Annotated in this window: 21 protein-coding genes and 1 pseudogene; 9 read left to right on the top strand and 13 right to left on the bottom strand. The window is 45.4% G+C overall.

All coding sequences use genetic code 11. From position 1 onward, the window contains the following. Positions 1-43: 43 nt before the first annotated feature. The 7 genes from cls to OTK50_RS14680 form a co-directional block, all read right to left on the bottom strand. The gene (gene cls / locus OTK50_RS14710; protein ID WP_088461800.1) at positions 44-1,546 is read right to left on the bottom strand and encodes a cardiolipin synthase; all 1,503 of its coding nucleotides are present in this window, start codon (positions 1,544-1,546) and stop codon (positions 44-46) included. 95 nt (positions 1,547-1,641) lie between these two features. Continuing rightward, positions 1,642-2,271: a YitT family protein gene (locus tag OTK50_RS14705; RefSeq protein WP_088461801.1), complete on the bottom strand. Its 630-nt coding sequence runs from the start codon at positions 2,269-2,271 to the stop codon at positions 1,642-1,644. Between the two features lie 139 nt (positions 2,272-2,410). Further along, positions 2,411-3,082 carry a respiratory nitrate reductase subunit gamma gene (gene narI / locus OTK50_RS14700; RefSeq protein WP_088461802.1) on the bottom strand — a complete coding sequence of 224 codons (672 nt, stop codon included), beginning with the start codon at positions 3,080-3,082 and terminating at the stop codon, positions 2,411-2,413. Further along, entirely contained in the window at positions 3,079-3,636 is a 558-nt protein-coding gene (narJ, locus tag OTK50_RS14695) for a nitrate reductase molybdenum cofactor assembly chaperone (RefSeq protein WP_088461803.1), read from the bottom strand. The genes narI and narJ overlap by 4 nt, the downstream gene beginning before the upstream one ends. Positions 3,637-3,661: 25 nt before the next feature. Beyond that, entirely contained in the window at positions 3,662-5,125 is a 1,464-nt protein-coding gene (gene narH, locus OTK50_RS14690; protein ID WP_224223884.1) for a nitrate reductase subunit beta, read from the bottom strand. Further along, on the bottom strand, positions 5,115-8,801 hold the full coding sequence (locus OTK50_RS14685; RefSeq protein WP_224223885.1) for a nitrate reductase subunit alpha: 3,687 nt from the start codon (positions 8,799-8,801) through the stop codon (positions 5,115-5,117). The genes narH and OTK50_RS14685 overlap by 11 nt, the downstream gene beginning before the upstream one ends. A 178-nt stretch (positions 8,802-8,979) precedes the next feature. Next, a complete protein-coding gene (locus OTK50_RS14680; RefSeq protein ID WP_038460203.1) occupies positions 8,980-9,456 on the bottom strand; it encodes a Crp/Fnr family transcriptional regulator in 477 nt (158 codons plus the stop codon). Positions 9,457-9,598: 142 nt separating this feature from the next. On the opposite strand from OTK50_RS14680, the gene OTK50_RS14675 reads away from it, so the two are divergent. Further along, positions 9,599-10,318, top strand: a complete 720-nt coding sequence (locus OTK50_RS14675; protein ID WP_022553930.1) for a YwiC-like family protein — start codon at positions 9,599-9,601, stop codon at positions 10,316-10,318. Between the two features lie 32 nt (positions 10,319-10,350). On the opposite strand, the gene OTK50_RS14670 is transcribed toward OTK50_RS14675, so the two are convergent. The 4 genes from OTK50_RS14670 to OTK50_RS14655 form a co-directional block, all read right to left on the bottom strand. Next, positions 10,351-11,067, bottom strand: coding sequence for a Crp/Fnr family transcriptional regulator (locus OTK50_RS14670; RefSeq protein WP_007407631.1), 717 nt, complete (start codon positions 11,065-11,067; stop codon positions 10,351-10,353). Between the two features lie 97 nt (positions 11,068-11,164). Next, positions 11,165-12,355 (bottom strand): nitrate transporter NarK, encoded by a 1,191-nt coding sequence (gene narK / locus OTK50_RS14665; protein ID WP_032875893.1) that lies wholly within the window; start codon positions 12,353-12,355, stop codon positions 11,165-11,167. A 133-nt stretch (positions 12,356-12,488) separates the two neighbouring features. Then, a complete protein-coding gene (argS, locus tag OTK50_RS14660) occupies positions 12,489-14,159 on the bottom strand; it encodes an arginine--tRNA ligase (RefSeq protein WP_007407633.1) in 1,671 nt (556 codons plus the stop codon). Then, the gene (locus OTK50_RS14655) at positions 14,156-14,584 is read right to left on the bottom strand and encodes a DUF1934 domain-containing protein (RefSeq protein ID WP_032869448.1); all 429 of its coding nucleotides are present in this window, start codon (positions 14,582-14,584) and stop codon (positions 14,156-14,158) included. The genes argS and OTK50_RS14655 overlap by 4 nt, the downstream gene beginning before the upstream one ends. A gap of 153 nt (positions 14,585-14,737) precedes the next feature. On the opposite strand from OTK50_RS14655, the pseudogene OTK50_RS14650 reads away from it, so the two are divergent. Further along, positions 14,738-15,246: pseudogene (locus OTK50_RS14650) on the top strand (bacteriocin biosynthesis protein AlbG); the annotation flags it as partial. A gap of 6 nt (positions 15,247-15,252) precedes the next feature. Here OTK50_RS14650 and OTK50_RS14645 read toward each other — a convergent pair. Both OTK50_RS14645 and OTK50_RS14640 read right to left on the bottom strand, forming a co-directional pair. Beyond that, on the bottom strand, positions 15,253-16,629 hold the full coding sequence (locus OTK50_RS14645) for a YncE family protein (RefSeq protein ID WP_224223886.1): 1,377 nt from the start codon (positions 16,627-16,629) through the stop codon (positions 15,253-15,255). Positions 16,630-16,668: 39 nt separating this feature from the next. After that, a complete protein-coding gene (locus OTK50_RS14640; RefSeq protein WP_224223887.1) occupies positions 16,669-18,024 on the bottom strand; it encodes a YncE family protein in 1,356 nt (451 codons plus the stop codon). A gap of 230 nt (positions 18,025-18,254) precedes the next feature. Here OTK50_RS14640 and OTK50_RS14635 point away from each other — a divergent pair, with 230 nt between their 5' ends. From OTK50_RS14635 to OTK50_RS14605, 7 genes are all read left to right on the top strand, one after another. Beyond that, entirely contained in the window at positions 18,255-19,400 is a 1,146-nt protein-coding gene (locus OTK50_RS14635) for a tetratricopeptide repeat protein (RefSeq protein WP_224223888.1), read from the top strand. Continuing rightward, positions 19,384-19,503 carry a PhrC/PhrF family phosphatase-inhibitory pheromone gene (locus tag OTK50_RS14630; protein ID WP_021494790.1) on the top strand — a complete coding sequence of 40 codons (120 nt, stop codon included), beginning with the start codon at positions 19,384-19,386 and terminating at the stop codon, positions 19,501-19,503. Before OTK50_RS14635 ends, OTK50_RS14630 begins: the two co-directional genes overlap by 17 nt. 197 nt (positions 19,504-19,700) lie before the next feature. Then, a complete protein-coding gene (locus OTK50_RS14625) occupies positions 19,701-19,904 on the top strand; it encodes a helix-turn-helix transcriptional regulator (RefSeq protein ID WP_003151064.1) in 204 nt (67 codons plus the stop codon). Positions 19,905-19,917: 13 nt separating this feature from the next. Next, positions 19,918-20,121, top strand: coding sequence for a hypothetical protein (locus tag OTK50_RS14620; RefSeq protein ID WP_007407641.1), 204 nt, complete (start codon positions 19,918-19,920; stop codon positions 20,119-20,121). Between the two features lie 34 nt (positions 20,122-20,155). Next, positions 20,156-20,341: a DUF4177 domain-containing protein gene (locus OTK50_RS14615; protein ID WP_029972879.1), complete on the top strand. Its 186-nt coding sequence runs from the start codon at positions 20,156-20,158 to the stop codon at positions 20,339-20,341. 185 nt (positions 20,342-20,526) lie between these two features. After that, positions 20,527-20,808 (top strand): hypothetical protein, encoded by a 282-nt coding sequence (locus OTK50_RS14610; protein WP_007407643.1) that lies wholly within the window; start codon positions 20,527-20,529, stop codon positions 20,806-20,808. Positions 20,809-20,851: 43 nt separating this feature from the next. After that, positions 20,852-21,364, top strand: a complete 513-nt coding sequence (locus tag OTK50_RS14605) for a stage II sporulation protein M (RefSeq protein ID WP_224223889.1) — start codon at positions 20,852-20,854, stop codon at positions 21,362-21,364. The last annotated feature ends 308 nt before the right edge of the window (positions 21,365-21,672 follow it).

The raw sequence follows: 21,672 nt of genomic DNA, 5'->3' as shown, positions 1-21,672 counted from the left end.
ATTTCTCAATTATACTATACACAAGGAGTTTTAAAAGCGTTTTTTATAAAACGCCGGAAAATAACCGTGCGAAGGATTCCTTCGTTCTTTCCCATAATGTGCGCTTATAGAAACGGACGGGGCTGATTTTTTCAGACTCCTTCATATCCTCCAGATAATGCGCTTCAAGATCTTCGATCGCCTCTTGATCTGTAAAAAAGACATTGACTTCAAAGTTCAGCTGAAAACTTCTCATGTCCATATTCGCCGTCCCGACAGAGGCGAGGTTTCCGTCAGTGATGAGCACCTTTTGATGCATAAAGCCTTTTTGATAAGAATAGACTTCGATTCCTTCGCGAAGAAGCTCGGGGAAATACGATCTCGTCGCGTACTGGGTTAAAAACCCGTCATTGGTTTCCGGCACCATGACACGCACCCGGACGCCTCTGGCAGCAGCCTCCTTTAGCGCTGTGCGGATCGGCTCATTCGGCACGAAATAAGGCGTCGCGATCCATACAGACGATTCGGCCGCCGCTATCATGGCGTAATACAGATCGCTCATCCGCTCCTTCATATCGGGGCCCGTCGGAACGACCTGATAGACGCCGCCGCTTTCTGCCGCAACCGGGCGGGTGTATGCTTTCTGATCAATCAGCACCTCATCCGAAACGTATTCCCAATCAAGCATAAAAATGCTGTGGAGCGTCTGAACGATTTCTCCTTCGACTTTCATATGGGTGTCCCGCCAAAAGCCGACATCTTGGTCTTTGCCGATATACTCCTTGCCGACATTCAGCCCGCCGACAAAACCGACTTTCCCGTCAACGATGACGATCTTGCGGTGATTTCTGAAATTGAATTTTTGGTTGAAAAAACCGTATTTCAGCGGCAGAAACGGGACGATGTTCACCCCCGCGCGTTTCAGTTTTTTAATATCTTTTCCGGCCAGCTTCAGGCTGCCGGCCGCGTCGAACAAAAACCGCACTTCCACGCCTTGACGCGCCTTTTCCATCATAATGTCCATCATCTTGTGCCCAAGCATGTCTGATTTGAACATGTAATACTCAATATGTATAAATGACGCGGCCTCCCGGAGCGCCTCAAACAGCTCAGGAAATGTTTCGTCCCCGTTTTTGAGCACCTTCAGCCTGCTTTTTGTATTGATATTCATATGGGACGCCTTGATTGAATATTGAAAGAAACGCTTCTGATTTCCTTTCAGCCCGGTCAGATCGGGAGTCTGTTCCATATCAAATATCGTTCTCAGCTTTTCCCGGTTGTATGTCCGTTTCGACCTGAACAGCTTGCCTTTTTCATAAAGCTGGCCGGAAAAAAGGTAAAATAAGTACCCGGCGATCGGAAAAAACACAAGAATATGAATCCATAACAGCGTGTGCTGCGAGGTGCGGTTTTCAAGAATTAACGAATAGATGCTGAACAAAATAATGCTTGCATAGCAAAGCACCCCTCCGTAAAACTCAAGCCTGGAAACCGGAAAAAACCATATAACATATGCTCCGATAAGCATCATATATAAAAAGCAAAATTCCAGTCTCCTTTTCAGCATCCCGACTCTCTCCCATCTGATCCGATATCTCTGTATACCCTCTGTTTTCCGGCTTGTAAACATATGAAAAAGCCTCTCCGCACGAGCGGAAAGGCTTATGATGAAGCTTCCTGTGATTGGCCGGGTGTGATGTTCTGAAGCAATGCCGGATTGAGCGAGCAGCTGCCTTTGATTTTATTTTTGAAGATGCCGATGATCAGACCGGTGACCGCTATCGACACTAAGGAGAAGAGCCCTTTCAGCAATCCGACGGAGAAAATGCCGGCCAGCACGACGCCAAAATCGAAGAGAAAATTAACGGCACCCGGATTCCATCCGCAGCGCTTTTGCAGAAATAAAGCGAGGATATTGGCGCCGCCGAGCGATGCCTGATGATAAAACATGAGCGACAAGCCCAACCCGATCAGCGCCCCGCCGCAAATCGCCCCGGCAAACGGTGAAACAGAGACCGGCGGCAGCCAGTGATCCGCGCCTGTAAACAGAGTCAGCACTGTGACTGCAAAAACGGTGGATAGAGTGAATTTGATTCCCATTCTGATGAGAGAAAATATATAAAACGGGATATTAATCAGAAAGAAGATAATCGCAAACGAGGAATGAAACACGTATGACAGGCTTAGTGACAGTCCCGCTGTGCCGCCGGTTAATACATGAGAATGTCTGAGTGTCAGGACGCCGGCGCTTGTCATCAGACAGGCGGCTAAAATGAGGAAAATCCGCTTCATTCTTCACTCTCCTTTCGTTGATGTTATTTCTAAATAAAACATAACAGGAATCCCCGTCGCCCAGCCATTACCTTGGCAGAAAATATCTTATGTTTTTATTTTTTCACCATAAAAAATCCCCCTCTTGCAGGGGGGATTTTTACGTGCGTTTCCGATAGACAACATAGCTGCGGGTCAAATACTTGAGCGGCAGGCTGAACACGTGAACCAATCTTGTAAACGGCCAGAGGATAAAAACGACGTACCCTATGATGATATGAAACTTAAACCATAGCGGGACACTTTCCATCAAAGAAGCGGCAGGCCGGAACAAAACGATTTCCCTGAACCACGGCCCGACTGTTGCCCTGTAATCAAATCCTTTCGAGTCAATGTTGAGGAACGTGGCCGCAACGCCCGACAGCATCATAAAAAGCAGCAGGATGAGCGTCAGGATATCCGATGGCGAGCTGGATTTGCGGATTCTTTTGTCAAACAGCCTTCTGTACGTCAGGATGACAAGTCCGGTACATGCCGCGATCCCCGCCGGCAGGCCTGCGCCAATCGCCATTTTGTGATACATATGCTCGGAAATGCCAAGAGAAGCATACACGCCTTCAGGGATCAAAATTCCCATGACATGTCCGCCGACAACGCATAGTAAGCCCCAGTGAAAAAGTGTGCTGCCAGCGGCGAGTTTTTTCTTTTCTAACAGCTCGCTTGATTTCGCCGTCCAGCCGAATTGGTCATGCTGATAGCGGTAAATATGCCCGCTGATAAAGATCGTCAATACAATGTATGGCATAACGCCCCACAGGATCTGCCCGCTCATGCCTGAACAGCCCCTTCTTCAATGCTTTCACGCACACCGATGTTTTCCAGCGCGGCCTGCAGCACGTGCAGCAGCTCAGCATAGATGCTGTCATTTTTTTCGAGGCGGGAAGCCAGCTCCCTCACATTGGACAGGTATTTCTCAAACACGCTTCTCGCCGCTTCAATCTCCGCAACCGCGGCGAATTCCAGCATCAGCGGCAGGTAATCTGGCAGTTCTTTATCTGTCGGCAGGAAACCGGATTGCTGGTAGGTGTTTTTTAAATGCAGCAATTCGATGCCGCGTTCCCTCTGCTCGCCTGAGTTAAAGTAGGTGACGTACATATTCGTTTTTTTTCCGAAATCGAACGTATACACATAGTGTTCAATCAGCGCTTGCGGAGAAAAGCCGGCTGCCGCCTCTAAAAAGTGCAGCAATTTCTCCCGGATTTGCTGATTGGTGATGTCATGGATAAGAGCCTTCCAATCGGGAAGCCCGGCTCTCCACTCTTCATCCGGATATGAGAGAAGAACGGAAAGAGCGGAGAACGTCATTTGCCGGTCTGTGGTGTTCATGTTATTACACCTCATTTATGAAAAATTAGAAACAAGAGCCCGGGCCGCCTGAAAATGATAAGCCGCAGCTCCCTTGTTCAGCGTATAAATCAGACACTTCTTCACGATGACTGCTCGGGATCACAAAGCGGTCATCATATTTGGCGATTGCCAGCAGCCGGTACATGTCTTCAATTTGCTGTTCTGTTAAGCCGACACTGGAGACCAATGCCGGGTCGATGGATTTATTCGTCTGCACCGCCCTCATATACTGGCGCATGACAGACATTTTCTTTAACGTGGACCGAATATGATCCGTATCCCCCGCCGTTAATAACTGCGCCAAATAGTCAATCGGAATTCTCATTTGGTCGATAGCCGGAAAAATCGCTTCCGCCGTTTGCCGGCTGCCTTTTCCTTCAAAGAGATTCATAATCGGGCTGAGCGGCGGAATGTACCAAACCATCGGCAGTGTACGGTACTCAGGGTGAAGCGGAAGCGCAATCTTCCAGTCAATGATCATTTTATAGATCGGCGATCGCTGCGCAGCCTCTATCCATTCAGCCGGGATGCCTTGTTCTTTTGCCAGTTTGGCAATCTCAGGATCATTCGGATCAAGAAAAACGTCCAGTTGGGAATGGTAGAGATCTTTTTCATTTTCAACCGATGCCGCTTCCTCCACTTTGTCCGCGTCATACAGCATGACGCCGAGATAGCGGATTCTGCCCACACACGTTTCAGAGCAGATAGTCGGCAGCCCCGCCTCCAATCGCGGGAAGCAGAGTGTGCATTTTTCCGCTTTGTTCGTTTGCCAGTTAAAATAGACTTTTTTATAAGGACAGGATGACACGCAATACCTCCATGAACGGCATGCGTTTTGATCAACGAGAACGATGCCGTCTTCATCGCGTTTGTACATGGCGCCGGACGGGCAGGAGGACACGCACGCCGGATTGATGCAGTGTTCGCAAATACGCGGCAGATACATCATAAAAACCTCATCGAATTCTGTTTTGATCGATTCCTCCATCTTTTGCACGTTTGGATCTTCAAGACCCGTAATATGCCCGCCCGCGAGATCATCTTCCCAGTTCGGGCCCCATTCGATATTCATGAAATCCCCCGTCAAGGACGATTTCGGCCGTGCCACCGGCTGGTGTTTTTTCTGCGGGCTGTTTGTTAACGTTTCATAATCATAGTTCCAAGGTTCATAGTAGTCATCAATCGTCGGCTGGTTCGGGTTATAGAAAAGGCCTGCAAGCCGGTTTGTTTTCGAGCCTGATTTCAGTTCAAGCTTTCCTTTTTTCAACGTCCAGCCGCCTTTATATTTGTCCTGGTCCTCCCATTGCTTCGGGTAGCCGATGCCAGGCTTTGTTTCTACATTATTGAAGTACATATATTCCGCACCGGAACGGTTTGTCCACGTGTTTTTGCAGGTGACGCTGCACGTGTGGCAGCCGATGCATTTATCCAAGTTCATGACCATCCCGATTTGCGCTTTAATCTTCAAGCCAATCGACCTCCTTCAGCTTGCGGATGACGACATTCAGATCGCGCTGATTCCCCGTCGGACCGTAATAGTTAAAGCCGTAACTGAGCTGGGCATAGCCCCCGATCATCTGGGTCGGCTTGACGTGGATCCTTGTCGGGCTGTTATGGGTGCCTCCGCGGTTATTCGTCAGTTTTGTGCCGGGCACGTTGATGTGACGGTCCTGGGCATGGTGCATAAACGCCATTCCTTTAGGAATCCGATGAGACAAAACCGCTCTCGCGACGACAACACCGTTTCGGTTGAAGCATTCAATCCAATCGTTGTCTTTGATATCCGTATCCGCAGCATCATCTTTATTCATCCACACGGTCGGCCCGCCGCGGAACAGCGTCAGCATCGGCAGAGAATCAAAATACATGCTGTGGACGGACCATTTATTATGCGGCGTCAAATAATTAAGAACGATCTCTTTGCCCTCTTGATCAGGCCGCTTGCTTAGGAACGGACGGTGCTGGAGGATCGGTTTAAATGTCGCCATCGTTTCACCGAATTCCATCATCAGTTCATGATCGACATAATAGGATTGTCTGCCTGTCAGCGTCCGCCACGGAATTAATTTTTCCACATTCGTCGTAAACGGCGAATACCTGCGCCCTCCTTTTTCTGAGCCGGTAAAGGCCGGAGAGGTGATGACCGTTTTCGGCTGGGCTGTAATTTGCTCGAACGTAAAGCATTCTTCCTCGCGCTCTTCCGCCAGGTCTTTCAGCTTCAGGTTTGTGATGTTTTCAAGTGATTCCCATGCTTTCACGGCGACTTTTCCATTGGAGGTGGACGACAGGGTTAAAATCGCTTCCGCCGCCTGCTTCGCTTCACTTATATTCGGGCATCCTTTGGCAACGCTGTTTGAATCGGTTTCTCCCAGTCTCTGTTTGAGTGATTCATATTCATCCGCAATCGACCAGCTCATCCCTTTTGTCCCGCTCGGTTTTAAAGCCGTATGAGGGCCAAGCGCGGTCATTTTATGAAAAATGTGTTTGTAATCCCGTTCAACGACATGGATGTTCGGCATCGTTTTTCCCGGAATGGCTTCACATTCACCCTTGCTCCAGTCATTGATTTTGCCGAACGGCTGGGCCAATTCCTGCATCGTGTCGTGGAGGAGCGGCGTGGCGACTACCTCTTTCACCGGCTCCATATCGACTTCTTCCGCCAGATCGGAAACGGCTTTTGACAGCGCCTTGAAAATATCCCAGTCTGACTTCGATTCCCACGGCGCCGAGATGGCCGGAGCAAATGGATGAATAAACGGATGCATATCCGTGCTGCTGAGATCGTGTTTTTCATACCATGTCGCCGCCGGCAGCACGATATCGGAATACAGCGCCGTACCCGCCATTCGAAAATCAAGATTGATTAACAAGTCGAGCTTTCCTTCCGGCGCCTGCTCCCGCCATTTGATTTCTTCAGGGCGGATGCTGTCGCTGTCGTCATTCATCAAACCGTTCGTCGTCCCCAGCAGATGCTTAAGAAAGTATTCATGCCCTTTTCCTGAGCTTGAGATCAGATTTGCCCGCCATACGAAGAGATTCCTTGGGAAATTCACTTCATTGTCAGGGTCTTCAATCGCGAATTTCAGCTTTTTCTCTTGAAGCCGTGAGGCCACGTACGCACCTACGTCTTCAGGTGTCGCCGCCCCCGCCTTCTCAGCTTCTTTGTACAGATCAATGCCGTTTTGATTGAATGTCGGGTAAGACGGAAGCCACCCTAATCGCGCCGCCAGCACATTGTAATCGGCGTGATGCTTGTAGCGGGATGAAGAAGCGATCGGTGAAGCCAAGTCACTGATTGGCTGGTCTTCATAACGCCACTGGTCTGTCGCAAAGTAGAAAAACGAGGTGCCATTTTGCAGCTTAGGCACGCCTTCCCAGTCCTTTGCGGTTGCAATCGTCTGCCACCCTTCAGCGGGACGGAGCTTTTCCTGCCCCACGTAATGGGCCCAGCCTCCGCCGTTTACGCCTTGGGCGCCTACGAGTAAAACAAGATTTAACACCGCGCGGTAAATCGTGTCGGAGTTGAACCAATGGTTAATGCCGGCCCCTACGATAATCATGGACCGGCCGTCTGTATCGATCGCATTTTGGGCAAACTCCCTGGCAATCTGTATAACGGCTTCTCTTTTAATTCCCGTGATCTGTTCCTGCCAGGCAGGTGTGAACGGACGGGGATCATCATAAGATGCGGCTGATTGTCCGCCGATGCCCCGGTTCACGCCGTAGTTGGCCAATATCAAGTCAAACACGGTCGTGACGTACGTCTCCTCACCATTCAGATCCAATTTTTTAATAGGAAGATTCCGCTCAAGCACTTTGTTTCCGTCATTTGAAAAATACGGAATGCGCACCATGCCGATTTCGTCCTCTATTCCGAGCACGGAGAGACGGGGCTTAATCTGTTCCCCGGTGTCTTCGTCGATCATGTGCAGATTCCATTTCTGCTGCCCGTCCCAGCGGGAGCCCATTGTTCCTTGCGGTATGGCAAATTCGTTTGTCTGTTCATTCCAGACCGCAGGCTTCCATTGATCATGCTTTGTCTGCCGCCCGATGTCTTTCGCATGCAGAAACCGCCCGGCTGTATACACGCCGTTCTCTTTTGACAGAGTGACGAAGAATGGAAAATCGGTGTATTGCTTCGCGTACTCAATAAAACGTTCAGTTTCTTGGTTCACGTAAAATTCCTGCAAAATGACGTGACCCATCGCCATCGCAAGCGCCCCGTCAGTCCCCTGGCGGATACTCAGCCAGTCATCCGCAAACTTTGAGGATTCCGCAAAATCGGGACTGATCGAAATAACCTTGGCGCCTTTATAGCGGGCTTCCGCCAGAAAATGCGCATCAGGCGTTCTCGTTAACGGAACGTTGGAGCCCCATGTGATGATATAGCCTGAATTGTACCAATCACTGCTCTCCGGAACGTCCGTCTGGTCGCCCCAAATTTGCGGGGACGCCGGCGGAAGATCCGCATACCAGTCATAAAAACTGAGCATTGGGCCGCCGATTAACGACATGAATCGCGAACCTGATGCGTGGCTGATCATGGACATGGCCGGAATCGGAGAAAAACCGACGTTTCGGTCAGGCCCGTATTTCATCACTGTATACAGCAGAGAGGCTGAAATCAGCTTCAGCACCTCCGGCCATTCCGCGCGGACAAACCCGCCTTTCCCTCTTGCCTGTTTATAAGACTTCGCTTTTTCGGGGTTTTCAACGATCGATTTCCAGGCATCCAGCGGATTTTGATGCGCCTGCAATGCTTCCCGCCACAAATTGATCAGCACACCGCGTACATATGGATATTTCACACGGAGCGGGCTGTAGATGTACCAAGAAAAACTGGCCCCCCGCGGACAGCCTCTCGGTTCGAAATCAGGCATATCCGGGCCTGTTGATGGATAATTCAAGTTTTGTCCTTCCCACGTGACAATTCCGTTTTTCACATAAATATTCCAGCTGCAAGAACCTGTGCAGTTGACGCCGTGGGTGGAGCGAACGACTTTGTCGTACTGCCATCTGTTTCTGTATACATTCTCCCAATCACGATCTTCGCTTGTCGTTTGGCTATGGTTATTTGAATGATGTTCGATAGGAGAAAAATAGTTTAATCTCCTGAGCAACGGACTCATTTTCTTTTTCTTCATGATCGTTCACTCCTTCCGAGTCAGGTGATGCTATGTACACTATAAACAGAGACGGCGCATCACCTTGTGAACTATGTCACACACTCTGCTTTTTTCACAAAACGTTCACACAGAGCAGCAGGAAGGATTTTCAAACGATATGGGGACGCCCGGCGTCATCAAAAAAAACCGGTTCTGTTTAAGAACCGGGTTCGGCGTTTTCATCCCGTGATGTATGCAGATACCGCAAAAACAACTGATAGGAACAGAAGACATTTTGCTGAAGCATCGCCAAAAAGTTCATTTGCAGCCGCGGATGGTAAGACATCATTTGCTTAAATACGGAATATGGAATATGGAGTACCAGAATATCCGGTGAGGCATTGACTGAGATAAAAGGCGATAAAGAGAGCCCGCCTTTTTCATCAATCGGAAACACATCGCCTTTTTCCCACAGCGCAACGGTTTGCGACCCTTCAGGGAGTCTGCTGTCCGTAAAACAGATATTTCCTTTTAATACAATATAAACGGATTGTGAATGAAGAAAGGATGGAGATTGGTCAGATGAGCCGCGGATAAACGTCCCGTTTTTCAGCAAGGTTTCGACAATGGACAGAGGCACTTCATTAAACATAGGAAGTTGTTTCAGAAATAATAAATAGTCACACTGATTCATAGGAAAGCCTCCTGTGCTAAGGATAGCTTTAGTGTAGCCCGATTGAGCTCGCGCGGCAGTGACGTATTTCACAGCTTGTATGATAAAAGTCACTTATCAGGAGAGTGTTTGCACTTATAATGAAATAAAGAGGAGGGTTTCGATGAAGGCGATGATTCCGAAGCAGCACGGCGCATGGGCGATGCTGCTGATTCCATTTTTACTCGGCATGGTCAAGGGAGGCCCGGTTTTCTGGCATATTCCGCTCTTTTTGGGCTGGCTGTTCCTTTACTTGACGGTTTATCCCGTTTCGCTCGCTTTGAAAAAGAAACAGCTTCAGCCCTATCAAAAGTGGATATGGTATTACGGTTTTCCGGCCTGCTGCTTTTTGATCATTTCTGTCTTTCATAAGCCGCAGCTCGTCTGGATCGGCGTTTTTTTATTGCCGCTGTTTCTCATACATACGCATTATGCCCGCCGAAAAAACGAGCGGGCGCTCACGAATGATATTGCAGGTGTTCTGTTCTTTTGTTCAGGCGGGCTTGCGAGCTGCTGGCTGGGAACGGGAACCCTTGACGGCTGGGCTTGGTTTCTATTCTTGCAATCCGCTTTATTTTTTGTCGGGAGTTCTTTTTACGTGAAATCGGTCATACGGGAGAGAAAAAACAGAACCTTTGCATACTGGTCGTGGGGATATCACCTCTTGCTCCCCTTTTTATCGGCTCTTCTCGGGGCAGGCTGGGCGTTTCTCGCTTTTATCCCAAGCAGTCTGCGGGCCTGGTTTTTTCACGGAAGAGACTGGCCGGTGAAAACGATCGGCATTCTGGAAATCGTAAATGCCGGCTTCTTTCTTGCCGTCATGTGCCTGTTTATCACAAGGTAAAAAAAACAAGGACACCGCTGTCCTTGTTTTTTTCAGTCAATATTGCAGATCTCCAGCGGACAATTTTCACACTCGATCTCGCATCGTAAATAGTCCCGCTTGTGCAAAATAATTTTTCCGGTTTCGTCTATCGAAATAACCCCTTGTTTGCGGAGGTCTCCCAGCATGCGGTTGACGCTCTCCCTTGCCGCCGCGCAAAACTTAGCCAAATCCTGATTTGTCAGCACAATGTTAATCAGAATCCCGTCGCTTCGTTCCACCCCGTAGCTGTTTGATAAGCGGATAAGGGTGGAATAGAGCGCCCCCTTTTTGCCGTGAAGAAGCAGGTCCCTGATCTTGGACTGGATTTTTCGAAGATGGGTGCTCATCCATTTCATAAATTCAAACGTCAAAACACCGTTTTGGATCAATTCCTTTTCCAGCTTGTTTTTATTAATGACGAGCACCTCGCCATCCTCTAACACTTTCGCACTGAGCATATATCTCGGCTCATCTGTGAATAGCGTCAATTCCCCGACAATATCGTTTTTTTGGCAGATTCTAAGCGTCAGATCTTTTCCGTCAGACGTCAGCTTGCCGATTTCAATGAGTCCTGATTGAATCAGATAAAGCTCTTTTGCATCCATTCCTTCTTGAAACAAATACGTGTGTTTTTTCATTTTCCTTTTCGTACTGATCGATTCCAGCAATTCATGCAGTTCGCGGGAAAGAAGTTCTTTATCAGATTTTCGGACAGAGAGAATATTCATGAGCTCACCTCGAAGAAAGTCACGTTGCGTATGTATATTGTAACGTGACTTGATTTGCACTCACCCAGAAAAAACTAACAATCTTGTGAATGGATCATTATGAATTGAGGCTCTGACTGTTTCTCTCCGTATGTGTTTTCATTTTTTCCTGCCAATACATCCAGATCACAAGGACAAAGCTGGCTAACGCGACCTCTGAAAGCGCCATAAACCCGATCGCGTATTGGCCTGTTGCCTGAAATACACTTGCCAGAATCAGCGGAGGGAAAAAACCGCCCAGTCCGCCCATAGCTGACACAATACCGTTGGCAATCCCCGCTTGCTTCGAAAAGTAGAAAGGCACCAGTTTAAATACAGTCCCGTTTCCAATCCCTGAGCAGACTGCCACCGTCAGCGATCCGAACGCATAAAGGCCGATCGTCGGGGAGAATGACAGCATGACGCCTGACAGCGTAAGCCCTGCGAAAACGAACATCAGAATACGGAGCGGGCTCAGTTTATCTGCAAGAAACCCTCCCACAGGCCTGAGCAGTGTAGAGACCGCAATAAAGCCGGCCGTCCGCAGACCGGCGTCCGCAGGGCTCAGCCCAAAATGCTCAACCAAAAAATTCGGAAGATAGATGGTAAAGGCGACAAAGGCGCCGAACGTAATAAAATAAAACAGGCTCAACATCCACAGCACATGATTTCGGTAAACGGCTTTCATTTGTGTCTTTATGGAAACTTTGACTTTCTTCTCATGCCGGTCGCCGAACAAAACGTGCAGTAATGCGAAAACAGCCAGCAAAACAAGATACATCTGCACGGTTGCTTTCCATCCCGCGGCTTGAGCGATAACCGGCGCCGCAAAGGTAGTAACGGCGGTCCCGATGTTTCCGGCACCGTAAATCCCATTGACGACACCGTGCTTTTCTTTCGGATAATATTTCGGAAGGGACGTCACTCCGATGGAGAATACCGCTCCCCCGATCCCTAAGAAAAAGCCGCCCGCGATTAAATCAAATAAAGAATCCGCGATACTGATCCAAAATACAGGAAACAAAAGCAGGATGAAGCTGATCATAAACATCAGCCGCGCGCCATACCTGTTCGTTAAATATCCTAAAGGAATACGGAGAAGCGATCCGAGAATAACGGGAATCGCCGTCACCAATGAAATCTCGCCTTTGCTTAAATGAATATCTGATGTCATTTGAGAAATGAGCGATGAAATCAGCACCCACACCATAAACCCTGCCACTAAGCTTAATGACTGCAACGATAATTGAATATGTTGACGATTGATCATTCGGCTTGCCCCTTTCACTGATTCAATATCAGTCTTATCATACAAAAACTCAGTGTGCGGGATTGTGAATTACATCACACGCTTTATATACAAAAAAAGAACAAAGCCCGAAGACTTTGTCCTTTGATCATCATTACATTTTTTCCGGAGCGGATACGCCGATCAGCTGAAGCGCATTGTTCAGCGTAATTTGCGTCGCTTTCATTAAAGCGAGACGCGCGCGGCTCTTCTCTTTATTTTCCGGATCGATGACTTTCTCCGCATTGTAGAAGCTGTGCAGAGCGGAAGCCAGATCATAAATATAGTTTGTGACACGGTGAGGAATACGTTTTTCCGCCGCTTCTGCCACTGCCTCAGGGAAGCCGCCGATTGTTTTCAGCAGGTCATATTCTTTTTCTGATTGAATATGGCTGAAATCAAGATCTGCCGCCGGTTTAAGTCCCTGCTCCTCCCCTTGGCGAAGCATGCTGCAAATACGTGCATGTGCGTATTGCGCATAATACACAGGGTTTTCGTTAGATGTGGATACGGCAAGATCCAAGTCAAAATCCATGTGCGTATCAGCGCTGCGCATCGCGAAGAAATAACGGACCGCGTCAAGGCCGACCTCTTCAATCAGGTCGCGCATCGTTACGGCTTTCCCCGTACGTTTGCTCATCTTCATTTTTTCGCCGTTTTTGTATAAATGAACGAGCTGAATGATCTCAACTTCCAATGTGCCTTTCTTGTAACCGAGCGCTTCAATTGCCGCTTTCATACGCGGAATATACCCGTGGTGATCCGCGCCCCATACATTGATGAGCTTGTCGAATCCGCGGTCAAGTTTGTCTTTATGGTATGCGATATCCGGCAGCAAATAAGTGTATGAGCCGTCTTTTTTGATCAGCACACGGTCTTTATCGTCGCCGAACGTTGTGGAACGGAACCATGTCGCGCCGTCCTCTTCGTATACATGGCCCTTTTCGCGAAGCGCCTCGAGCGCCTGATCAATTTTTCCGTTTTCGTACAGTGACGTTTCAGAATACCATACGTCAAACGGCACGCGGAAATTTTCCAGATCGGAGCGAAGTTTATCAAGCTCGTACTTTAAGCCGTATTCACGGAAAAACGCCTGACGTTCGCTCTCCTCTTCATGTACGAAACGGTCGCCGAAATCTTCGGCAAGCTTTTTCCCGATGGCGATAATATCCTCGCCGCGGTAGCCGTCTTCCGGCATCGGTTTCTCGAGACCGAGCGCTTCAAAATAACGGACTTCAACGGAAAGCGCCAGGTTGTTAATCTGGTTGCCCGCATCATTAATATAGTATTCGCGGCTCACATCATAGCCCGCTTTAGAAAGCACGCTGCACAGCGCGTCACCTACCGCCGCGCCGCGCGCATGGCCTAAGTGAAGATCTCCCGTAGGGTTGGCTGATACGAATTCGACCTGAATCTTTTCGCCTTGTCCAATGTTTGTCTCTCCGTAGTGTTCACCCGCTTCAAGCACGGACGGAATCAGTTTTGTTAAGTAGCTGTTGTTCATGTAAAAGTTGATAAAGCCGGGTCCCGCAATATCCATCTTTTCAATGGAAGCTTTGCCTTTATCAAATGACGCCACGATCTCCTCAGCGATTTGGCGCGGCGCTTTTTTTGCGATTCTCGCCAGCTGCATCGCCATGTTTGTGGAATAATCACCGTGTGTTTTTTCTTTCGGCGTTTCTAACAGTACGCTTGGAATCTGGCTTTCGTCCGCCAGGCCCGCTTTCAGAACGGCCGCTTTGATCTCTTCCTTCAGCACGTCCTTCATTTGTTCCGCAATATTCATGCGTGAGTTCCTCCCTCATACGTGATCGTCATATTATGTAAATGCTGCTGCTCGTCTCCGACATGCATGTCATATGCGATGCTGATTCGGCCTTTTTCTTCACCGAGATCAGATTGAATCGATTTTGTGCTTGTTTGCAGCTCAAGCTCACCAAATGACATTTTATATTTCGCAATTGTGGAAGCTCCCGTTATGAAACGCTGATTCATTTTAACAGCGCCTGACCTCATGATCAGGACTTCGCCTTCGCTCACCTTCACAATCGTTTTTACTTTGCCCAGGTCGTGTTCTTCATAATAAGATAGATACACTTTTTGTTGTTTTACATAGTAAAATCCGGTAGTACGGAATTCGATGACTTCCTCATTTCCGTCATCCTCGATCACAGACTTCACATGGAGTGTTATCGGTGTCTCTTGTTTCATTTTGACACGTCCTTTTCATCATTCCGCTTTGACTTGAATAGTATAATCCTTCAGTTTGTAAACTTCAACTGCTTCTATCTTACCATCATTGCTCATTAGATTTGAAGATAAACCTCATAAAAAGCAGTTCCTTATGAGAAGAGAAAATCATATCACTATGTCACCCAATCCGTGAAAAACATGACAGCAGCTTTTCAGAAACCCAAACAGTCTCATCGAAGCTGCTGCGACTTCCAGCAGCATAGATTGTGCAGCAGAAATGCCAACGATGTCAAAGCGCTGCGTGACAGCTATAAAAACGTCCGCCAAACACACGTGATGGCTGCTGTATTATGCCAAGTCATCATATTCGGCTGCGTGTTCGAAATCGTCAAAGCCGTCCCTTTCCGCTTTCACACGCCCCTTGCCATATCAATGGGACTCGCGGTGTTACTGATTTTGTATTTATTGTATTTTATGCGGACGTACTTGCTGCAGCTTTTCCAGCATGGCAGCCTGTTCAAAAAAGGGCTTGCGGGAGCGCTGGCAGCAGCCGGGATTTGGTGGATGCTCAGTTTCTCTATAAGTGAACTGCTGTTTCTGATTATCCTGGCTGCCATCCAGCAGATCGGCTCATTTATAAACGATTTTTTTATCGCAGCTCTGCTTCTCTCAACCTGTGAAATAAGCTACATCGCAATCGCTGACGGACCAGTCCCAACCGGAATCACCGTCATGGCTGTATAATCACTCGTGCGGTACACGGTTACGGTATTGTCGTCGGGCTGTGCTGCATAAATGTACTGATTATCAGGTGTTACGGCGAGGTCAAAGGCGCCGGGCAGAGACACGTTTGCAATGATACTCTGTCCAGCCGTATTAACTACGTATAAGTTATTAATGAGAAACGGTTCACTATATGGCTCTAGAAAATAAGCCCTAGTGCTATCGCGAGAAAATACAATCGTCCTCAGAGTTTCAAATAAACGGTTGAAGTCGCCTCCCCTGCTTAATGGTGACAAACTGATCTCCGTTACACCTTTCGGCAGCAGCTCACCATTCAACACATACGCAAAATTTCCAGCGTAAGGAGTGGCAATTAAACTGGGAAATTCAAATGTATCTATGATACTTTCTACCAACTGCCCAGTATTTACATCATATTTATCAACCGACCAACTGCTTCCATTAGCGGTATAGACATACTGTCCATTCGGATCAAGAGCAAAGTCTAAAGCGCCGGGTATCGGAATGACATCAATGACCGATTGAGAGGCCATGTTGATCATATATATAGATCCGGCGGCCATCACGTACGCGAACTCATCTGTTGAATCAAATTCAACCTTTCTCGGCCCTCCTCCAACAGTAATGGTATTTATGATGGTTAATGTTTTATTATCAATCACTGAGACAAGGTTGGTATTCCCATGGAGAACATACGTGAATGCTTTATCGAAAGTAACGCCTAGATTAGTTGGCACGTCAGAAAAAGGGATTGTTTTTACAACAGTGTTTAAATCTGAATCAATAACCGAAACCGTGCTGTCTCCTGAATTGGCTGTAAACACATACGATTGAGGGTCTGGCGATGGCGGTAAAACAAGTGTCCCGGTCACCGTAAGCGGACTGCCGTAGAAAGGCGGTACAATGAGAAGATCTTCCACTGTTATCTGACTGAAATCAGGACAGCGGCCAGACTGCGCTGCATAATAAACAACTTGATCAATCTCTTCAGTATGAATCACAGAAACAGACCCGTCCCCTTGTCCATATTGATTTCGTACAGGCGACACACTGACAAGAAGCGTAACGGTCCCTTTAACTCTCACAGCATATCGAACACCGATATCTTCTGGTTCCGGCCCAGTCTGGATTAAGCAAGGCTCACTGATACATAATAAATGACCAGTACTCCATGTAACCGTCGCAGCTGCTTCGGCAGAATCAATGGTGAACCCCTCGGGAATGTCAATCGGCACTTGAAATGGTGCTTCTCTGCTAATTTCCTCATCACAAAAACAGAAACAATTTTCCTGTAAAGCAGACAGATCATTCTTTTTCATGAATTCACGTCCTTTTAGAAATGTACAGCATGCAGTTGGTTAAATCACAATCTCTCCCGGTGAAACCCCAAGAGATATCACAGTTTCCACAGAATAATCATCCGTGTTGTAAACAGTGATGTTCTGCTCTAAAAAATGAGCAGCATACAGAAATTCGCCATTCGGAGTAAACGCAAAGTCTCTTGCCGATTGCGGAACATTACCTATAACGCCTGCACCATTCGGACTGACAGCATATAAATTGCCAGTGAAGCTGTCATATAAATACACCTCTGATCCACTCGCAAACATTACATATTGGCCATCAGGCTCCAGCTCTTGGGTAATGCTGATCGTAAACGTATTTAAGTCAATAACCGTCAAATAATTGAATAAGAATTCTTGTTCTAAGACATACGCATACCGCTCCGGCCAATTTGTTTCTATGGATGATACGATAAGCTCTCGTTCAATCGTTCGTGTGACTTCACCGGTGAATAGGTCCACTTTTTGCACTAAACCAAAATCAAGAACATAGGCGAATAACCCATTGGGATCAATTGCAAAATCAAATCCTTCCACAGGAATCGACCTATCCACAGTTAACGTATCAATTCCAATCACATAAATCGCAGTATCGCCGAGAACATAAGCAAACTCATGATTTGGGATACATTTTATCGATCCAGGCGGCTGATCCAGCAGTATGGATGCTGTCACTGTTAAAGTGTCATAATCGATGACAGAAATCACGTTATTGTTGAAGTGCAAAACAAACACTGCGCTTTTATCCGGAGTTATTTCAATACCTGTCGGCCGGTACGGAAGAGCAATTTTTGACACAACGGTGTGAGTGTTTGTAACTATCACAGAAACCGATTGATCGTTTGGATTCGCTGTAAACGCATAAACGGGTTCCGGTTCGGGCACAAGCACAATCGTGCCCGTCACCGATAAAGGACTGCCATAGAATGGCGGAACGACAATAAGGTTCTCGATCGTAATGTCACTGACATCCGGGCAATCATCAGGCTCATCGGAATAATAGACGACTTGGTCAATCTCTGCATTGCGGATGACAGAAACAGACCCGTTCCCTTGTCCATATTGATTTCGCACTGGTGAGACACTGACGAGAAGCGTAACAGTTCCCTGCAGGCGCACTGCGAATTGAACACCGATTTCATCAGGCTCTGGCCCCGTCTCAATGAAACAGCGTTCAATGACACAAGAAAGGCTGTCTGCATTCCACGTCACGTTTGCAACAGCTTCAGCCGGATCAACGACAAACCCCTCAGGCAATTCAATCGGCGCTTGAAACATCGCTTCACGGCTTGCTTCTTCCTCGCAAAAACATAAACATTCTTCTTGTGCGGCTCCTGCTTTTTCTTTAAAGGAAAGTTTGTTATTTCTCATATCTTCACTTCCTTTTCAGACATACACTGCTCACGCAGATACAACAGAATATGGGAAGGTGTATTTGTTTGCTTGTACAAATTGTGGGGATAATAGTGGATTTTTGAAATGATATCCGCAGACATGCGGTTTTAACGAAAGAAAACATTGCGGTATTTTTGCGCTATCCTTCCGAATGAAAATGATAAAATATGTCATATACATAACGTGGAAGGGAGGGATTGGGAATAGTGGCGAGTGTTTTATCATCTTCAGCGGTTGGAGAAAAAATCAACGAATGGTATATGTACATTCGAAGGTTCAGCATCCCGGACGCCGAGTACTTGCGGAGAGAAATCAAAGAAGAACTTGCAGGTCTGGAAGATGATCAGGATCTTCATCTATACTTTTCTCTCATGGAATTCCGCCACAATCTGATGCTCGAATACCTCGAACCGCTGGAATCGCAGCGGATAGAAGAACAGCCGAGACTATCGGATCTGCTCGCGGATATTGATAAAAAGCAGGCCCGGCTGACCGGACGTCTTGATTATTATTTTAATTTTTTCCGGGGGATGTATGAGCTGGAATGCCGTGAATATCTTTCAGCGATTCAGTTTTTTAAGAAAGCTGAATATAAGCTTGATTTTGTCAAAGATTGTATCGAGAAAGCTGAATTTTATTTTAAGATGTCAGAGTCCTACTATTATATGAAACAGACTTATTTTTCTATGGATTATGCCCGGCAGGCTTATAAAATTTATCATAAGCAGGAGGCATATAATATAAGGGTGCTTCAGTGCCATTCATTGTTCGCTACCAACTTTCTTGACTTAAAGCAATATGATGAAGCAATTCAGCATTTTAAAAAGGCTTATGCCATGGCAGAGGCAGAACAGCAGCCTCAATTAATGGGCCGGACTCTATATAATATCGGACTTTGTTTTAACAGCCAAGAAAATTACAAACCAGCCATTGATTACATAAAACGGGCAATAGCTGTTTTTGAAGATGGGAACATCATCACTTCTCTCCCGCAAGCCTATTTCTTAATCACACAAATACATTATAAAATCGGAAATATGGCCATAGCCAGACAATATCATGACAATGGGGTATCTTATGCAGAGGAGGCAGAAGATTCCCTATATATCGCCGAGTATGAATTTTTAGAATCTTTATATGTCGGTGAGCCTGATGAAGAAGCAATCATGGAATGTTTTGACTTTCTCAGAGATAAATCGATGTATGCTGATCTTGAAGATTTTGCCTTAGATGTGGCAAAATATTATCATGAAAGAGAAAATTTCGAGAAGGCTTCCGCATATTTTTTAAAGGTGGAAGAAACAAGACAGCAGATTCAAGGAGGTGTGAAGTTGTATGAAATTGAAGTATAAATTAGCACTTACTTGCTTAGCGATAGGCACTATTTTTGTTTCAGCCGACATTGCAAGTGCACCGGAACATCAATTTGAAGTTGCTCAGCGCGGAATGATTTAAATGATGATTACTTTTAGGCTTGCAGGTTAAACTGCAAGCCGTTTTTTATATAAACAACTAATTTGCAAAAACAAAAAGTATACCTTAAAATTCAAATGTGTAAAAAGTATTTGACACATATACATATATTATTTAAAATAAATATATATAAATTTGAAAATTTAAAATAAAAACAAAAATATTTAAGGAGGGTTTTAGTGGATAACAATATAAAAAAACTTAGAACAGCAGCTGATATTTCACAAAATGATCTGGCTAAGCTCTGCAATGTGACCAGACAAACCATCAATGCAATTGAAAATAATAAATATGACCCAACTTTAAGTCTGGCATTTTCGATAGCTCACGCATTAAATACGGGAATAGATAAAGTATTCAACTATAACGCCAAAAAAAATTAAGGGAGCGGTTCTTATGAAGAAAATGGATGAGATGCAAAAACACCAATCGGGTATAGCCGCCAGAATAGCATTTAGTTTTTATACTGTCGCTTTACTGATATGGTCATTAATAGATTATTTTAAAAACGGAAATACAGGATGGCAATTTCCAATACTTTTAATAGGCTGCGCGCTCTATTTATGGATTCAAGTTTATCATAATCGAAAAACAAGGTAACAATTCCAATACACTTCCGGAGGATTTTACAGCAATGTACGAATATAAGTTCATAAAAGTAGAAGTAAACCGATGGAAAGGAAAGCCTAAAGAAGACTATAAAGAAATTATTGAAAAGTATTCGCAGCAAGGGTGGAAGCTGGTTCAAATATTTGCTCCTCCTATTTCAGGTTATGGGGCAGCCGATTATTTTGATATTATTTTTGAAAAAAAAGTATAAATGTTTCAGTACAAAGAAAGCCGGATCATACATATGGTCCGGCTTTCTTTGTACTGAAATAAGTCAGCAGATACCTTAACGGATTTCACCTCTAAATATTTTTTTCGGAAATCCGCAATTCAAATAGCTTCCAATATATTTTATTATTTAACTTGCTGGGGATATTGAAAAAATTGGAGGAAAAAATGAGTCTACTTTTAAAAACACAAAATAGTAAAGCGATTTTTACATTAGTAGCATCAGGTATCATTGTTCTCGCTCTTTTCAGTATAAAACATAATCATTTAAGCATGGATGTCATCGATATTTTAAACAGAGCTGGAATAATAGCTCCTAGTTGGATTGTCAGTGCTATCACCGCAACGGGTTCAGTCCTGGCTATCATTACTGTTTTAGGATCTCTTGGTGCAGGCTTGCCATTAGCCGTTTTAGAACAATTGGCTGCAGCAAGTACAGCAGCAGCTTAACATAAAACATTAAATTCAATATCCCTGGCAGTCCCTTAAACGAATGGATGAAAATACTTTGTTTAAAAAGAACGTTTTAGTCAAATTGTACATAATCTGTCTGATCTTATTTTTAATTGCTTTATTTACAGCATATTTTTATACAGCTCCCGCTTCAAATGTAAATAATCTAAATCGAAATATCCGTCCGGATTTTTTTCAGATTTTCTTTAATAATATTAAAGTAGCGAGTCTGCTTGTTTTTTTAGGCCCGTTGACGCTGTCACTTGGCACGATTGCAGTTTTAATTATTAATGGATTAATTTTAGGAAATGCCATAGGAAGCATCAAAGACAATTTAAACCTTTTACTGCTTGTTATACCCCATGGAATAATTGAAGTCCCGGTATTGCTTCTTGCAGCTTCTGTAGGAATGAAATTAACTTTGGATTTATTACTCCTCAAAATAAATTTAAAATTCACTTTTAAATATATTGGTATTATATTTCTCGGTTTAATTATAGCAGCTATGTTAGAAACATTTATTACACCTATCTTTATAAAAGGAGTCTCTTAGGATTATGCAAATTGAATTATCTTCATTTAAGGACCGAAACATTAATTTTTTGTCCTCATTTTTGTTTTATATTATCGGGTTAGCTTTTTATTTAAGTTCCCTATTACCTTTTATGAAAAGTTTAATTCCCAAAAACATCCCTATACAAGTTGTTGAGCAAGTAAAACATTTAGATTATATCATTGCGATAGCCGCACTGTTACTTTTAATGTTCGGGGTGATTTTTGAAGGATTTGTATTATTTCTCATTATAAATTTTCTTGGCGCTCAAATTAAGATTAAAACCTTTTATTCCCTATTTATGTTTT

It is taken from the genome of Bacillus sp. NEAU-CP5 (genome assembly GCF_026420705.1).
GTDB lineage: Bacteria > Bacillota > Bacilli > Bacillales > Bacillaceae > Bacillus > Bacillus velezensis.
This window is presented reverse-complemented; position numbering and strand designations above follow the sequence as displayed.

What these genes read in the sequence shown, in the direction of transcription:
- cls (WP_088461800.1), bottom strand. Translation starts at nt 1,546, where the DNA reads ATGCTGAAAAGGAGACTGGAATTTTGCTTTTTATATATGATGCTTATC.
- OTK50_RS14705 (WP_088461801.1), bottom strand. Translation starts at nt 2,271, where the DNA reads ATGAAGCGGATTTTCCTCATTTTAGCCGCCTGTCTGATGACAAGCGCC.
- narI (WP_088461802.1), bottom strand. Translation starts at nt 3,082, where the DNA reads ATGAGCGGGCAGATCCTGTGGGGCGTTATGCCATACATTGTATTGACG.
- narJ (WP_088461803.1), bottom strand. Translation starts at nt 3,636, where the DNA reads ATGAACACCACAGACCGGCAAATGACGTTCTCCGCTCTTTCCGTTCTT.
- OTK50_RS14685 (WP_224223885.1), bottom strand. Translation starts at nt 8,801, where the DNA reads ATGAAGAAAAAGAAAATGAGTCCGTTGCTCAGGAGATTAAACTATTTT.
- OTK50_RS14680 (WP_038460203.1), bottom strand. Translation starts at nt 9,456, where the DNA reads ATGAATCAGTGTGACTATTTATTATTTCTGAAACAACTTCCTATGTTT.
- OTK50_RS14675 (WP_022553930.1), top strand. Translation starts at nt 9,599, where the DNA reads ATGAAGGCGATGATTCCGAAGCAGCACGGCGCATGGGCGATGCTGCTG.
- OTK50_RS14670 (WP_007407631.1), bottom strand. Translation starts at nt 11,067, where the DNA reads ATGAATATTCTCTCTGTCCGAAAATCTGATAAAGAACTTCTTTCCCGC.
- narK (WP_032875893.1), bottom strand. Translation starts at nt 12,355, where the DNA reads ATGATCAATCGTCAACATATTCAATTATCGTTGCAGTCATTAAGCTTA.
- argS (WP_007407633.1), bottom strand. Translation starts at nt 14,159, where the DNA reads ATGAATATTGCGGAACAAATGAAGGACGTGCTGAAGGAAGAGATCAAA.
- OTK50_RS14655 (WP_032869448.1), bottom strand. Translation starts at nt 14,584, where the DNA reads ATGAAACAAGAGACACCGATAACACTCCATGTGAAGTCTGTGATCGAG.
- OTK50_RS14645 (WP_224223886.1), bottom strand. Translation starts at nt 16,629, where the DNA reads ATGAAAAAGAATGATCTGTCTGCTTTACAGGAAAATTGTTTCTGTTTT.
- OTK50_RS14640 (WP_224223887.1), bottom strand. Translation starts at nt 18,024, where the DNA reads ATGAGAAATAACAAACTTTCCTTTAAAGAAAAAGCAGGAGCCGCACAA.
- OTK50_RS14630 (WP_021494790.1), top strand. Translation starts at nt 19,384, where the DNA reads ATGAAATTGAAGTATAAATTAGCACTTACTTGCTTAGCGATAGGCACT.
- OTK50_RS14620 (WP_007407641.1), top strand. Translation starts at nt 19,918, where the DNA reads ATGAAGAAAATGGATGAGATGCAAAAACACCAATCGGGTATAGCCGCC.
- OTK50_RS14615 (WP_029972879.1), top strand. Translation starts at nt 20,156, where the DNA reads ATGTACGAATATAAGTTCATAAAAGTAGAAGTAAACCGATGGAAAGGA.
- OTK50_RS14610 (WP_007407643.1), top strand. Translation starts at nt 20,527, where the DNA reads ATGAGTCTACTTTTAAAAACACAAAATAGTAAAGCGATTTTTACATTA.
- OTK50_RS14605 (WP_224223889.1), top strand. Translation starts at nt 20,852, where the DNA reads ATGGATGAAAATACTTTGTTTAAAAAGAACGTTTTAGTCAAATTGTAC.